At 68.7% G+C, this 13,859-nt stretch carries 10 protein-coding genes; 8 read left to right on the top strand and 2 right to left on the bottom strand.

Annotated elements, in window-relative coordinates; all coding sequences use genetic code 11:
* Window positions 1-54: 54 nt before the first annotated feature.
* The 8 genes from glnT (at window position 55) to MRBLMD1_RS17610 (ending at window position 9,135) form a co-directional block, all read left to right on the top strand.
* Window positions 55-1,458: a type III glutamate--ammonia ligase gene (gene glnT / locus MRBLMD1_RS17645; protein ID WP_364401983.1), complete on the top strand. Its 1,404-nt coding sequence runs from the start codon at window positions 55-57 to the stop codon at window positions 1,456-1,458.
* A gap of 26 nt (window positions 1,459-1,484) precedes the next feature.
* Window positions 1,485-2,393, top strand: a complete 909-nt coding sequence (locus tag MRBLMD1_RS17640; RefSeq protein ID WP_364401980.1) for a glutamine amidotransferase — start codon at window positions 1,485-1,487, stop codon at window positions 2,391-2,393.
* On the top strand, window positions 2,381-3,109 hold the full coding sequence (locus tag MRBLMD1_RS17635) for a protein glxC (RefSeq protein WP_364401977.1): 729 nt from the start codon (window positions 2,381-2,383) through the stop codon (window positions 3,107-3,109). The genes MRBLMD1_RS17640 and MRBLMD1_RS17635 overlap by 13 nt, the downstream gene beginning before the upstream one ends.
* A 9-nt stretch (window positions 3,110-3,118) precedes the next feature.
* Window positions 3,119-4,492, top strand: coding sequence for an FMN-binding glutamate synthase family protein (locus tag MRBLMD1_RS17630; RefSeq protein ID WP_364401975.1), 1,374 nt, complete (start codon window positions 3,119-3,121; stop codon window positions 4,490-4,492).
* Window positions 4,492-5,655 (top strand): FAD-dependent oxidoreductase, encoded by a 1,164-nt coding sequence (locus tag MRBLMD1_RS17625; protein WP_364401972.1) that lies wholly within the window; start codon window positions 4,492-4,494, stop codon window positions 5,653-5,655. The genes MRBLMD1_RS17630 and MRBLMD1_RS17625 overlap by 1 nt, the downstream gene beginning before the upstream one ends.
* 11 nt (window positions 5,656-5,666) lie before the next feature.
* Window positions 5,667-6,953 (top strand): allantoate amidohydrolase, encoded by a 1,287-nt coding sequence (locus tag MRBLMD1_RS17620; RefSeq protein WP_364401969.1) that lies wholly within the window; start codon window positions 5,667-5,669, stop codon window positions 6,951-6,953.
* Window positions 6,954-7,002: 49 nt separating this feature from the next.
* Window positions 7,003-7,614, top strand: coding sequence for a helix-turn-helix domain-containing protein (locus tag MRBLMD1_RS17615; protein WP_364401966.1), 612 nt, complete (start codon window positions 7,003-7,005; stop codon window positions 7,612-7,614).
* A gap of 228 nt (window positions 7,615-7,842) precedes the next feature.
* Entirely contained in the window at window positions 7,843-9,135 is a 1,293-nt protein-coding gene (locus MRBLMD1_RS17610; protein WP_364401963.1) for an ammonium transporter, read from the top strand.
* A 145-nt stretch (window positions 9,136-9,280) separates the two neighbouring features.
* Here the strand turns inward: MRBLMD1_RS17610 and MRBLMD1_RS17605 are convergent, their stop codons facing one another.
* Window positions 9,281-10,312 (bottom strand): family 43 glycosylhydrolase, encoded by a 1,032-nt coding sequence (locus tag MRBLMD1_RS17605; RefSeq protein ID WP_364401960.1) that lies wholly within the window; start codon window positions 10,310-10,312, stop codon window positions 9,281-9,283.
* Window positions 10,313-10,377: 65 nt separating this feature from the next.
* Window positions 10,378-13,854: a DEAD/DEAH box helicase gene (locus tag MRBLMD1_RS17600; RefSeq protein ID WP_364401957.1), complete on the bottom strand. Its 3,477-nt coding sequence runs from the start codon at window positions 13,852-13,854 to the stop codon at window positions 10,378-10,380.
* Window positions 13,855-13,859: the final 5 nt, after the last annotated feature.

Below are 13,859 nucleotides of genomic sequence, written 5' to 3'. Positions count from 1 at the left end.
CTGGTGCAACAAGGTTTACTGATAGCTAACGCCAACCCTGACAGGAATGTTTCGATGACCAGTGTCGCAACCCCTGCTGTAACCCCCGCTGCCGGCCTCCCCGGCCAGGTTCCGCCAGCCCTGGCGGAACGCATTTCCCTGGCGGACATTGCCCGCGCCCATGACGTCCGCTTCCTCCTGGCCACGTTCGTGGACATGACCGGCAAGCCCTGCGCCAAGCTCGTCCCGGTGGAAGCCGCTGACGAACTCGAAGCGGGTGCTATGGGCTTCGCCGGCTACGCGGCCGGCCTCATCGGCCAGAAACCCCAGGACGGGGACCTCATCGCCGTCCCGGACCTTGCCTCCTTCACCCCCGTCCCCTTCATCAAGGAAGGGCTGGCCATCATCCACTGCGACCCGCATGTCGACGGCAAGCCCTGGCCCTACGCCCCGCGCGTCATCCTCAAGAACGCCCTGGCCCGCCTGGCGGACCGGGGCATGCAGGCCAAGGTGGGCGCCGAGGTGGAGTACTTCCTGGTGAACAGGAACGACGACGGGACGCTGAGCACCGCCGACGCCCGCGACGATTCGCCCCGCCCCTGCTACGACGCCCGCGGCGTGACCCGGATGTACGAGCACCTCACGTCCATCAGCGACGCGATGAACTCGCTCGGCTGGGGTAACTACGCCAACGACCACGAGGACGCCGCCGGGCAGTTCGAGCAGAACTTCACCTACGCCGATGCCCTCACCACCGCCGACCGGGTGGTCTCCCTCCGCTACATCCTGAACATCCTGGCCGAGCAGCGCGGCATGACCGCCACGTTCATGCCCAAGCCGTTCACGGACCGCACCGGCACCGGCCTGCACTTCCACCTCTCGCTGTGGTCGGGTGCGGAGGCGCTGTTCCCGGGGGACGACGGAAACGCGGACGACGGCGGACGCGGCCTGGGACTGTCCGGCCTCGCGTATTCCTTCATTGCCGGCATCCTGGACCACGCCCCCGCGCTGCAGGCCTTCCTCGCCCCCACGGTCAACTCCTACAATCGCACCGGCGCCACCACCAGTTCCTCCGGCGCCACCTGGTCCCCGCGGAAGGCCTCCTACGGCGGCAACGACCGGACCCACATGATCCGCGTGCCGGACAACAAAAGGATCGAACTCCGCTCCGGGGACGGTTCCGCCAACCCGTACCTCGCCGTCGCCACCGCCATCGCCGCAGGGCTGGACGGTGTGGAGAAGTCCCTCGACCCGGGCACGCCATCCGGGCCGGGGGAGTCCAAGGCGGACGCCCATTTGCTGCCCGCCACCCTGCTCCACGCCGTGGAAGCGCTCCGGAGGGACCCCGTGATCCTGGCCGGCCTGAGCGGAGATCCGGAGATCGGAACTTACTACGCAAACGCCAAGGAAGAGGAGTTCCTCAGCTGGCACAACCAGGTCAGCGACTGGGAAATCCGGACCTACCTCACCTCGATCTAATCCCTACGAAGTAAAGGAATCCCACCATGTGCGGAATCGCCGCGCTGCAGCTGCGCAATCCCTCGCTGCACCCCCGGATGGGCAGCCTGCTGTCCTCGATGCTCTGCCAGATCGTGGACCGCGGACCCGACTCCGCCGGCCTCGCCGTCTACAACACCCCGGGCCTGGTGTCGCCGGGCACGTCCACCCTGAGCCTGCTCGGCAGGGACCAGGGAATGACGACGGCGGACATCACCTCAGGTGTCGCGGCGCTCCTGCCGTCTGACGCGGCAGCGGCCGTGCAGGTGGTGGGCGACACCACCCTGGTGAGCGCCGCCGTCGGGACGGACCTCCTGGTCAAGGCGGTCACCGAAACCCTGCCAGCCGCCACCGTCATTGGCCGCGGCGAACATGTGGCCGTGATGAAGAGCGTGGGCCACCCCATGGAGATCGCCGCCGACCACGGACTGGAAGCCATGGCCGGCAGCCAGGGCCTGTCCCACGCCCGGATGGCCACCGAATCCGCCGTTACCGCCGGCGGCTCGCACCCTTTCTCCGTGGCCGACGACCTGTGCCTGGTGCACAACGGGTCCTTCTCCAACCACGCCAGCGTCCGCCGCGAGCTCAAGCGCGAAGGCGTGGTGTTCGACTCCGAGAACGACACCGAGGTGGGGGCCCGCTACGTCGCCTCCCGGCTGCAGCAGGGCGACACCCTCGAGGAAGCCCTGGTGAACCTGGGCCAGGTCCTGGACGGCTTCTACACCCTGGTGGTCACCACCGCGGACAGCATGGCCGTGGTCCGCGACCCCATCGCCTGCAAGCCCGCCATCATCGCCGAAACCGACGACTACGTGGCCATGGCCTCCGAATACCGCGCCCTGGCAGCACTGCCCGGCATCGACAATGCCCGCATCTTTGAACCGGAACCCGGAAAGGTCTACACATGGTCACTCTGACAGCCCCCGAAACCCTGGAAACTGCAGCTCCTGCTGAGGCACACGCCGTCGTCGACCTGTCCGGCGCCCCGGTCCGCGACCTGAACCAGGCACTCCACAACGCGGCCGACGGCCAGTCCTGGACCGTCACCAACCCCGGCGGCAAGCACAGCCTCGCCGTCGGCATCAACGCCGACGTCACCGTAACCATCGAAGGCCACGCCGGCTACTACGCCGCCGGAATGCACCAAAAGGGAACCGTGACCGTCACCGGCAACGCCGGCGTCGGACTGGCCGAGAACATCATGTCCGGCACCGTCCACGTCAAGGGCGACGCCTCCCAGTCCGCGGCCGCCACCGGCCACGGCGGCCTGGTGGTCATCGACGGCAACGCCGGCGCCCGCTGCGGGATCTCCATGAAGGGCGTGGACATCGTGGTGGGCGGCAACATCGGCCACATGTCAGCGTTCATGGCCCAGGCCGGACGGCTGGTGGTCTGCGGCGACGCGGGGGATGCGCTGGGCGACTCCATCTACGAGGCTCGCATCTACGTGAAGGGCGGGGTGGCCTCCCTGGGCGCCGACTGCATCGAAAAGCCGCTGAAGGCCGAGCACCTGGCCGAACTCGCGGAACTCCTCTCCGCCGCCGGCCGCACCGACAACCCGGCCGACTTCAAGCGCTACGGCTCCGCCCGGAACCTCTACCACTTCCACGTCGACAACTCGACTGCCTACTAGGAGGCCACCATGACCATCACCTCCCTTCCGGTTCCCGCCCAGGCACCCGCCGCAGCACCAGCAAACATTGCCGAACTGGGCCTCCGCGAGTCCGCCACCTTCGACCGCGCCACCATCGCCGACATCCAGCGCGCCGCCGCCACCGGCGTCTACGACATCCGCGGCTGGGGAGCCAAGCGCAAGGTCCCGCACTTCGACGACCTGCTCTTCCTTGGCGCCTCCATGTCCCGCTACCCGCTGGAGGGCTACCGCGAAAAGTGCGATACCGACGTCGTCCTCGGAGACCGGTACGCCAGCCGCCCGCTGCACCTGGCCACCCCGGTGACCATCGCCGGCATGAGCTTCGGCGCCCTGTCCGCCAACGCCAAGGAAGCGCTGGGCCGCGGCGCGTCCGAGGTAGGCACCTCCACCACCACGGGCGACGGCGGCATGACCCCTGAGGAGCGCGGCCAGTCCAAGCACCTCGTCTACCAGTACCTGCCCTCCCGCTACGGCATGAACCCGGACGACCTCCGCAAGGCCGACGCCATCGAGATCGTCCTCGGCCAGGGCGCCAAGCCCGGCGGCGGCATGCTGCTGGGCCAGAAAATCACCGAACGCGTGGCCGGGATGCGCACCCTGCCGGTGGGCATCGACCAGCGCTCCGCCAGCCGCCACCCGGACTGGACCGGCCCGGACGACCTGGAGATCAAGATCGGCGAACTCCGCGAAATCACCGACTGGAAGACCCCCATCTATGTCAAGATCGGTGCCTCCCGGCCGTACTACGACACCGCGCTCGCCGTGAAGTCCGGTGCGGACGTGGTGGTGCTCGATGGCATGCAGGGCGGCACCGCGGCCACGCAGCAGGTGTTCATTGAAAACGTCGGCATCCCCACCCTCGCCGCCATCCCGCAGGCCGTCCAGGCACTGCAGGAACTCGGCATGCACCGCAAGGTCCAGCTCATCGTCTCCGGCGGCATCCGGACCGGTGCCGACGTCGCCAAGGCCATGGCCCTGGGCGCGGACGCCGTCGCCATCGGCACCGCGGCGCTGATCGCACTGGGCGACAACGACCCCCGCTACGCCGCCGAATACTCCGCCCTGGGCTCGGCCGCCGGGTTCTACGACGACTTCCAGGACGGCCGCGACCCCGCCGGCATCACCACCCAGGACCCGGAGCTCTCCTCCCGCCTGGACCCGGTGGCCGCCGGACGCCGGCTGGCCAACTACCTCCGCGTCCTCACCATGGAAGCCCAGACCATCGCCCGGGCCTGCGGAAAATCGCACCTGCACAACCTGGAACCTGAGGACCTCGTGGCGCTGACTATCGAGGCCTCCGCCATGGCCCGCGTGCCGCTGGCCGGCACCAGCTGGATCCCCGGCGTCCAGGGAAGCTTCTGATGGCTGGACCTTCTTCCGACGCGTCGGATTATGTGGTGGTGGGCGCCGGCCTGGCCGGCGCCGCCACCGCGTGGCAGCTTGCAACCCGCGGCCACCAGATCACCCTCTTGGAGCGCGACGTACCCGCCGCCCACGACGGCAGCTCCCACGGCTCCGCCCGGATCTTCCGCTACGCCTACCCGGACGCGTTCTACACCCGGGCCGTGCTCGACTCCAAAGCGCTCTGGGACGGGCTCGCAACGGACGCCGGCGCTGAGCTGATCACGCCGTTCGGCGCGGTGGACTACGGTCCAAAGCGTCAACCCGCCCTCCTCGCTGAGGTGCTGGCCGGCGCCGGAATCGACCACGAGCTGCTGTCCGCCGCCGAAGCCCGGGGCCGCTGGCCGCAGATCGCGTTCGATACCGAGGTCCTCTGGCACCCCGGTGCCGGCGTGATCGACGCTGAAACGTCAGTCAACGCCATGGTGGCCCTCGCGGTCCGGCACGGTGCGAAGGTCCTGACCGGCTGGAGCGTGGACCGGGTGGAACGGCTGGGCGGTGGCTACCGGCTGCACTCCTCCACAGGGAAAACGCTCGACGCCGGCAACGTGGTGATCAGCGCGGGCGGCTGGCTGCCACGGCTGCTGGAGTCCCTCCCGCTGCCGGCGGGCTTTCTGGCCGGCCTGCCCGAGTTCACCGTCCGGCAGGAACAGGCCTTCCACTTCCGGTACCGGGAAGACTCCGGCTCTTCCGCCACCAACTGGCCCACCTTCATCCACAAGGCCGGCGACATCCAAACCTACGGCCTCCCCGGCGGCCGGGACGCCGGCTTCGCGGGCCAGAAGGTGGCCGAATACAACGGCGGCCCGCGGATCCGGTCCGCGGCAGCCCAAACCGGTGTGGTGGACCCGGCCAACCGCGCCCGCGTGGTGGACTATGTCCGCCGCTGCCTGCCGGGACTGGATCCCGAGCCGTACGCCGAAACCACCTGCCTCTTCACGAACACGCCTACCGAGGACTTCCTGATCGACCGGGCGGACAACCTCACCGTCGTCTCGCCCTGCTCAGGCCATGGGGCCAAATTCGCGCCGCTGATCGGACAGTGGGCCGCGGACCTGGCAACCGGAACCGGTGCCGTGCCTGACAGGTTCCGCAGCACCGCCTCATCGGCACTGACCACGTAGAACGGATTACCGTGACCCTTCCCCAGACAGCACCCGCGCCGCACGCGGTACCCGCCGAAACTGCCGGCGCACCTACTGTCGCAGGCCTCCTCAAGGAAATCTCCGACGTCGGACGTGACAGTGCCCGCGGCGGCTACTCACGCCCGGTGTTCTCCACCGCCGAATCGGACCTCCGCGCCTGGTTCATTGAGCAGGCCGGCCGGCGCGGACTGGATGTCCATACCGACGCCAACGGGATCATGTGGGCCTGGTGGGACACTGCGACGGGCCTGCGGAAGGACGCCGTGGCCACCGGCAGCCACCTCGATTCCGTCCCCGGCGGCGGCGAGTACGACGGCCCTCTGGGCGTCGCCTCGGCGCTGGTCGCCGTCGACCTCCTCAAAGCCCGGAACTTCCGGCCGCGCCGCCCCCTGGCGCTCGCCGTCTTTCCGGAGGAGGAAGGCTCCCGGTTCGGCGTGGCCTGCCTTGGCTCGCGGCTCCTCACCGGCGGCCTGGACCCTGACAAGGCCCGAAACCTCCGCGACCCGGAGGGCAACACCTACGCCGACGTCGCCGCCGCGAACGGACAGGACCCGCGGTTCATCGGCCCCGACTACAAGGCCCTGCAGCAGCTGGGGATGTTCGTGGAGCTGCACGTGGAGCAGGGGAGGGGGCTCATCGACCTGGACCGGCCGGTGGCGGTCGGCTCGTCGATCCTGGGCCACGGCCGCTGGAAGCTCAGCATCATGGGCGAGGGAAACCACGCCGGCACCACGCTCATGAAGGATCGGCGTGACCCCATGATCGCGGCGGCCAAGGTGGTGGTGTCCATCCGGGACACGGCGCGCAAGTACAAGGATGCCCGCGCCACGGTGGGCCGGGTCCAGCCCGTCCCCGGCGGTACCAACGTGATCGCCTCGCGGGTGGACCTGTGGATCGACGTCCGCCACCCCGAAGACTCAGTGACTGCGGCGCTGGTGGAGGCCATCGGGCTGAACGCCCAGGTCATCGCCGCGGAGGAAGGCTGCGAGGCGACCCTCACCACGGAATCGCTCAGTCCCACCGTGCATTTCGACGGCGGCCTGCGGGACCGGCTGCAGGAACTGCTGCCCGGTGCGCCGGTACTGGACACCGGGGCAGGCCACGACGCCGGCGTGCTGGCCGCACACCTGCCCACCGCCATGCTGTTCGTCCGGAACCCCACGGGCATCTCGCACTCGCCCGACGAACTCGTGGAGGACCGGGACGCCGAAGCCGGGGCGCAGGCCCTGGCGGACTCCCTTGCCGGGCTGCTGGGCGGGGCGCGCGTCATTGGCTAGCACCGGCGTCGTACACCGGCTGTCCCGCGGCCCGCCTAAGATGGCAACCATGACCGAACAGGCCGGGGACCGCGGAGCAGACCATGACGGCGACCGGGTGGCCGGCCGGCTGGAGCAGGTCATCGCGGCCCAGGTGCGGCACTACCGCACCACGCAGGGCCTGTCCTCCGCCGAACTGGCAGCCCGGACCGGCATGTCCAAGGCCATGATCTCGCGGGTGGAAACCGCCACCACGTCCTGCTCGCTCACCACCCTGCAGCGGCTGGCCGACGGACTGAAAGTCCCCGTCACCGCACTGTTCCGCGGCGCGGACACGGACCGGGACGCCACCTTCACCAAGAGCGGCCAGGGGAGCCTGACAGTCCGCAGCGGCACCCAGCACGGCCACGAATACCGCGTGCTGGGCACCCTCAAAGGCCGCACCGATGCGCTGGAACCCACCCTGGTGACCCTCACGGACGCCAGCGACGTTTTCCCGCTGTTCCAGCACCCGGGCACGGAGTTCATCTACATGCTCTCCGGGAAAATGGTGTACGGGCACGGCTCCTACGAGTACGCCATGGAGCCGGGGGACTCCCTGCTGCTCGACGGGGAAGGCCCGCACGGCCCCCTGGAACTGTTGGACCTGCCCATCCGGTTCCTGGCCATTTCCGCCAAGTAGTTGCCCCCGGTACTGCTGCGCGCCGCGTGACAGCTGAAACTCACGTGCAATTGGCTGAAACCACCATTTAACACAGCCGAAACCTACCCAAAAATAGCCGCCATACATTGGTATCAGACGGCAAAAGCCGCCCCTCCGCCGGCCGCGGTTTCTCCACCCGCGTCCCACTTGTCGGAACGGCTCTGACGGCAACTTACCGTTCTTTTCGCATCTTGAAAGGGGTTTCCCATGGACTCGGGAAATGTCGCTTGGATTTTGGCCAGCTCGGCGCTGGTATGCATGATGATTCCCGCCCTGGCCCTGTTTTACGGGGGCATGGTGGGGTCCCGCCGGATCCTGAACATGATGATGATGTGCTTCGGCGGCGCCAGCCTGGTGGCCGTGCTCTGGGCACTGTTCGGTTACTCGATGGCCTTCGGAAACTCCGTGGGCGGACTGGGACTCATCGGTGACGTCACCGAGTTCCCGGGCATGGGGCAGCTGCTGGCCAAGGACGATTCCGCGTCCATCCCGGTCATCCTGTTCGCAGCGTTCCAGCTGTTCTTCGCCTGCGTCACCACCGCACTCGTTGCCGGTGCCGCCGCAGGCCGGATGAAGTTTGGCGCCTGGATGCTGTTCGCCGGCATCTGGGCCACGGTGGTCTACTTCCCCATCGCGCACTGGGTGTTCGCGTTCGACTCCGCTGACGGCAGCACCGTTGGCGGCTGGATCGCCAACGGCATCAAGGCCATCGACTTCGCCGGCGGCACCGCGGTCCACATGAACGCCGGCGCCGCAGCACTGGCACTGGCACTGGTCCTGGGCAAGAGCTCCGGCTGGCCCAAGGTGGAACACGCCAAGCCGCACAGCCGGCCACTGGTGCTGGTGGGCGCGGGCCTGCTGTGGGTTGGCTGGTTCGGCTTCAACGCCGGCTCCGCCCTCTCCGCCGGCCAGTCGGCGTCGGTGGTTTTCCTGAACACCGCCGTGGCCGCCTCCACCGGGCTGCTTGCCTGGGCCCTCGTTGAGCGGGTCCGGCACGGTGCGGCCACCAGCATGGGCGCCGCCTCAGGCCTCATCGCCGCGCTGGTAGCCATCACTCCCGCCTGTGGCGCCGTCAGCCCGATCGGCGCACTGGCCATCGGCGCCATCGCCGGGGCCGTCTGCTCGCTGGCCATCGAATGGAAGTTCCGCCTGGGCTTCGACGATTCCCTCGACGTCGTCGGCGTCCACCTGGTGGGCGGCATCCTGGGCACGCTGCTGATCGGTCTCTTCGCCACGGACAAGGCCCCGAACGGCGTCAGCGGCCTCTTCTACGGCGGCGGCTTCGAACTGCTGGGCGTCCAGGCCCTCGCCACCGTCACGGTGCTGGCCTACTCCTTCGGCGTCACCTGGATCCTGGCGAAGATCCTGGACAAGACCATGGGCGGCCTGCGCATCAAGCCCGAGGACGAACTGCGCGGCATCGACCTCGCGGCCCACTCCGAGCTGGCTTACCTGATGGATGAGGATCCCGTGGAGCTGGGGTCGCCGCAGCGGGTCTAGCTCCGGCAGATCCACTTCCCGCGGCCCCGGCACACGCCGGGCCCGCCCCGAATGCACGAGTCAGGGCCAAACCTTGGACCGGTGCCGGCAGCCGCCGGCTTATAGTTCCAGGGTTTGGCCCTTCGTGGTGCCGCAGCTTCTGTACTCAGTGTTCCGTGCACACCAGGACGCCGTCCCGCACGTCCAGCACTGCCGCCCGGACGTGGCTGAGGCGGGTGCGCGGGTCCGGTGCCATCGTGTCGATGTCCTCGCCGCCCCAGTAAGGGTGCGTGAAGTACACCAGCAGCGCACGCTGCGCGCCGCCGTCGGACGTTTCCCCGGCTGCCCGTTCCGCCAGGGGCACCACGTCGGCATGGCGTCCGACGACGGGCCTTCCGTCCACCGATTCCGGCGCCGTGAGGATCAGGCCGCCACGGTGCTCCTGCCGGACCCAATGGCCCGTTGCGTCTTCGGAACGGTAGACCGCCTGGCCCCGCCACTCGTCCACGATCATCCAGTAGCTGCCGCCCAGCCGGAAGACCTTGGGTCCTTCGTGCGGGCGCCCGGGAATTGCCACACCTTCGCGCTTCCATGACGACGGGTCTGCCGGAGTGGCGCTCACCGCGCTGTAGGTGGTGGAGCCGCGGGCCTCGTCCTTGTACCAGAGGCGGTACCGGCCGTCACCGCACCGGGCCACAGCGGCGTCGATCACCCGGGGGGAGCCCAGGTCGATCCGGCCCAGGTACTCCCACTTTTCCAGGTCCGTGCTGGCAAACTGGACGATTTCCGCCGTCCCGGTCCAGTCCGTGCGCCTGCCGCCGTGGACAGTCACATACATAATCCAACGGTCGCCAATGCGGACGACGTCGGGCGCCCAGAGGGTTGCCGGGAGTTCCGTTCCGGGCGGGACAAGTCCCTCCACGGTGCCGCGGTAGCGCCAGGTGGTGCCGCCGTCGGACGATCTCGCGACGCCGATACCGGTCCCGTGCACCCATTCCACCCCCGTCAGCCCCGGAGCAGTGGCGCGGCGCTGGGTGTAGAAGAGCACCCACCCGCCTGTGAGGTGGTCAGCCACCAGAATGGGGTCGGTGGGCCCGTCCCATACGGGGTCCCGGTACGGGGTGGCGAGTGCGTCCGGACGCAGCGGCACCAGGGGCGGTGCTGCAGGGTTTTCCGTGGCAGGCAGCTGGTGCCGCATAGTTTCTCCAACGTTGTAGTTTTCCCGTTGGGCACCAGCTTAGACGTTGGAGTCCCGGGAGGGCCCTACTCCTTGAACAGCCCCGCCAGGTCCTCCGCCGTAATGGCCCCGCCGGCCAGGGCGTCGCCTTCCATGACGTCAGCGAACAGCTGCGACTTCCGGGTCTTCAGCGCCATGACCTTTTCCTCGATGGTGTCCTTGGCCACGAGCCGGTACACCATCACGTTCCGCGCCTGCCCAATGCGGTGTGTCCGGTCCACGGCTTGGGCTTCGGACGCCGGGTTCCACCAGGGATCCAGCAGGAAGACATAGTCGGCCTCGGTGAGGTTCAGGCCGAACCCGCCGGCCTTGAGTGAAATCAGGAATACGGGCGCGCTGCCGTTCTTGAACTCGCTGACAACGTCGGCGCGGTTCCTGGTGCCGCCGTCGAGGTAGCAGTACTCGATCTCTTCCTCGTCCAGCCGCTCCCGCACCTTGCCCAGGAATCCGGTGAACTGGCTGAAGATCAGTGCCCGGTGCCCCTCGGCCACCAGGTCTTCGAGCTGCTCGAACAGCACATCCAGCTTGGAGGACCGCACCGCGGACAGGGAAGGGTCCACCAGCGACACGTCCAGGCTGAGCTGCCGCAGCAGGGTCAGCGACTGGAAAATGGTGAACCGGTTCTTGTTGACGTCCTCGATCAGCCCGAGGATCTTCTGCCGTTCGCGCTGCAGGTGCGTCTGGTACACCTTCTGGTGCCGCGGATTCAGCACCACCTCCAGGATCTGCTCCTGTTTGGGCGGCAGGTCCTTGATCACCTGGTCCTTTGTGCGGCGCATCATCAGCGGCCGGACGCGGCGCCGGAGCTTCTCCAGCTGCCCCTTGTCGCCGTTCTTCTCCACAGGCTTCTGGTAATACTCGGCGAAGCGCTTGGGACTGGAGAACAGGCCCGGCGCCACAATGGACGTCAGCGCCCAGAACTCCATCAGGTTGTTCTCCAGCGGGGTGCCCGTGATGGCCAGCTTGAACGCGGCCGGCAGCTTGCGCGCGCACTGGTAGGCCTTGGACTGGTGGTTCTTCACGAACTGCGCCTCATCCAGCACCAGCCCGTTCCAGGTACGCGAGGCGTAGGCGTCGTAGTCGATCCGGAACAGGGCGTAGGACGTGATCACGATATCTGCCCCGCCCAGGGCCGCCGCCACGTCCTGGCCGCTCTTGGCAAAGGTCTCGCCGACCGTCCGCACGGTCAGCCCGGGCGCAAAGCGGGCGGCTTCGAGGGCCCAGTTGCCCACCACGCTGGTGGGGGCCACCACCAGGAAGGGTGCGACGGCGGCGGGCCTGTTTCCAGGGTCCGCGGCAGCATCGGCGTCGGGCGTCTCCAGGGACGCAGCAGCCGCGACGGCCAGCTCCTTCGCCGCGCACATCAGGGCCAGCGCCTGCACGGTCTTGCCCAGGCCCATGTCGTCGGCCAGGATGCCGCCCAGTCCGTGCTTGTACAGGAAGCTGAGCCAGTTGTAGCCCTCCAGCTGGTACGGGCGCAGCTCGGCGTTCAGGGACGACGGCAGCGGCAGCCCGTCCGTGCCGCCCTCCAGGAGCCCGCCCACCGCGGACCGCCAGGCCGCGGCCTGTTCGTCAACAATCCCCAGCTGCGCCAGTTCATCCCACAGCCCGGCCTGGAACCTGCTGATCTGGAGCGGCGCGTCCTTGTTGTCCTGCAGCGACCTGGCTTCCTCGATCAGAGCCCGCAGCTGGTGCAGCTCCGGCAGGTCCAGGGAGAAGTAGGCGCCGCTGGGCAGCAGCATCTTGGTCTGGCCGGCCGCCAGCGCCGAGAAGACAGCCGCGAAGGACACGGGCTGGCCTTCGAGCGATATCTGGATGCCCAGGTCGAACCAGTCACGCTGTTCGGTGGCCTTGGTGGAGATGGACACCACCGGCGCTTCCTCGGCCTCGCGGTAGTCGGCGATGTCGCCCACTGTTTCCACGTCCACGTCCGGGGCCTCCCGCAGCCGCGGCAGCACTTCCTCGGTGAAGGCCAGCGTGTCCAGGCCGGTCAGCTCGGCGGACGCCGCCAGCCGGGGAGTGCCCCAGCCGCCCGTCGCCGATTCGCCCAGGGCGGCCACCACATCCCAGGGGTGGCCGATCCCTTCCAGGATGCGGGCCTCGGCAGTGTCGTCGCGGTAGCCGTGGTCGCCGGGGTGCCGCCACAGGGGCTGTGCGGTGACCAGCGTGCCGGTTTTGTAGTGCCACTCCCAGTGCAGCCGCACCCGGTGGTCCGCGCCGTAGTTGGCCAGCAGAGAGAGTGTGGGGACGGCCAGTTCGGGCAGTTCAACGGACTCGTCGCGGGTTGTCACCCGGGCGCTCTGCTTGAGCTTGGGGTAGAAGCCGGTCAGGAACCGCGACTCGTCCCGGGCCGGGATGTGCAGCATGCTTCCCGCGGTGACGAACGCCAGCAGCTCCTCGCTCAGCCCGTTTTCCAGCGGCGCCAGCGTAATGACGCCGTCGGGGTCGGGGACGCCGGGCAGGGCGGCTTCCCCGGCCGTGAAGAAGAGGCCGTGCGCGGGCCTGCCGATGGTGCCCACCGCCGCCGGATCAACCTCGGCCCCGTCAACGGTGATGGTGGGCGAAAGCTCCAGGCCGCCGTCGGACGTGTCCGCTTTTGCCCCGCCAGCTTCCGCGGCCGGCTCAGCCACCGGAGCCCCGTACCGGCTGAGGGAAAGTCCGACGGCGGCAGGGGACTCGGCCACCCGTACCGGCTCGGAGCCGCGCGAGTGGACCAGCGCGAGCCCGATCTTCCGGGCATCGGACAGCAGGCTCCACAGGTTCTTGCCGGCGTAGGAGTTCAGGCCCAGCCACAGGCCGGCGGAGTTGTGCATCCGGCTGGCGGAGGAGGAATGGCCGGCCAGGAACTCCTGCAGCCATTCCACGTGCGCCTGGTTCGATTCGCGCCGGAAGTTCAGGTAGCTCAGGGTGTTCCAGGAAACGTCACCGCGGATCCACTTGCCTTTGGCGCCCATGATGACGGGGCGGACCTTGAGCTGCCGGACGCCGCGGACCGGGTCCCGGCGGCCCGTGTAGGAAAAGTGCGGCGGTGGTTCCTCCACCTCGAACTGCAGGGCCAGGGGAACCCCGGCTGTGGAGGGGGCGGAACCTGGCTGGGAGATCAGCGGACTGAGGGCCTGCTCCCAGTCCGGGAGGGCCGCTGACGGTGCGCGGGACACCTGCGTGGAGGTGGACGGCGCCAGCAGCTGCATCCGGATGGAGGGGTTGTCCTCGGCCGCGAACAGCAGGGCCGCGACGTGCTTGCAGTCCTTGCGGACGGGGCAGCTGCAGACGCCCACAGTGCAGCTCCAGCCGCCGGACTTCCGGACCAGCTTGGCCGTGGTGGAGTAGGGAACTTCCGCGCCGCCCCGGACCTTTCCCAGCATGAGCCCCGTGCCGCCGTCGAACGATATGCCGGAGACCCTGCTTGCCATGGCATACGCCAGCCCGGCCGCGAGCGAGCGGTCGTTGATGGCGGGTGTCTGTATTGCCAGGTCCGCACTTTCGTCCGGTTGGGATGGCATGGTGA

This window comes from Pseudarthrobacter sp. LMD1-1-1.1, from assembly GCF_040676255.1.
Taxonomy (GTDB): domain Bacteria; phylum Actinomycetota; class Actinomycetes; order Actinomycetales; family Micrococcaceae; genus Arthrobacter.
Note: the sequence above shows the minus strand (reverse complement) of the source record. Positions and strands in the feature narration are given on the sequence as shown.

Coding starts and splice junctions, on each gene's coding strand:
- glnT (WP_364401983.1), top strand. CDS start 55: ATGACCAGTGTCGCAACCCCTGCTGTAACCCCCGCTGCCGGCCTCCCC.
- MRBLMD1_RS17640 (WP_364401980.1), top strand. CDS start 1,485: ATGTGCGGAATCGCCGCGCTGCAGCTGCGCAATCCCTCGCTGCACCCC.
- MRBLMD1_RS17635 (WP_364401977.1), top strand. CDS start 2,381: ATGGTCACTCTGACAGCCCCCGAAACCCTGGAAACTGCAGCTCCTGCT.
- MRBLMD1_RS17630 (WP_364401975.1), top strand. CDS start 3,119: ATGACCATCACCTCCCTTCCGGTTCCCGCCCAGGCACCCGCCGCAGCA.
- MRBLMD1_RS17625 (WP_364401972.1), top strand. CDS start 4,492: ATGGCTGGACCTTCTTCCGACGCGTCGGATTATGTGGTGGTGGGCGCC.
- MRBLMD1_RS17615 (WP_364401966.1), top strand. CDS start 7,003: ATGACCGAACAGGCCGGGGACCGCGGAGCAGACCATGACGGCGACCGG.
- MRBLMD1_RS17610 (WP_364401963.1), top strand. CDS start 7,843: ATGGACTCGGGAAATGTCGCTTGGATTTTGGCCAGCTCGGCGCTGGTA.
- MRBLMD1_RS17605 (WP_364401960.1), bottom strand. CDS start 10,312: ATGCGGCACCAGCTGCCTGCCACGGAAAACCCTGCAGCACCGCCCCTG.
- MRBLMD1_RS17600 (WP_364401957.1), bottom strand. CDS start 13,854: ATGCCATCCCAACCGGACGAAAGTGCGGACCTGGCAATACAGACACCC.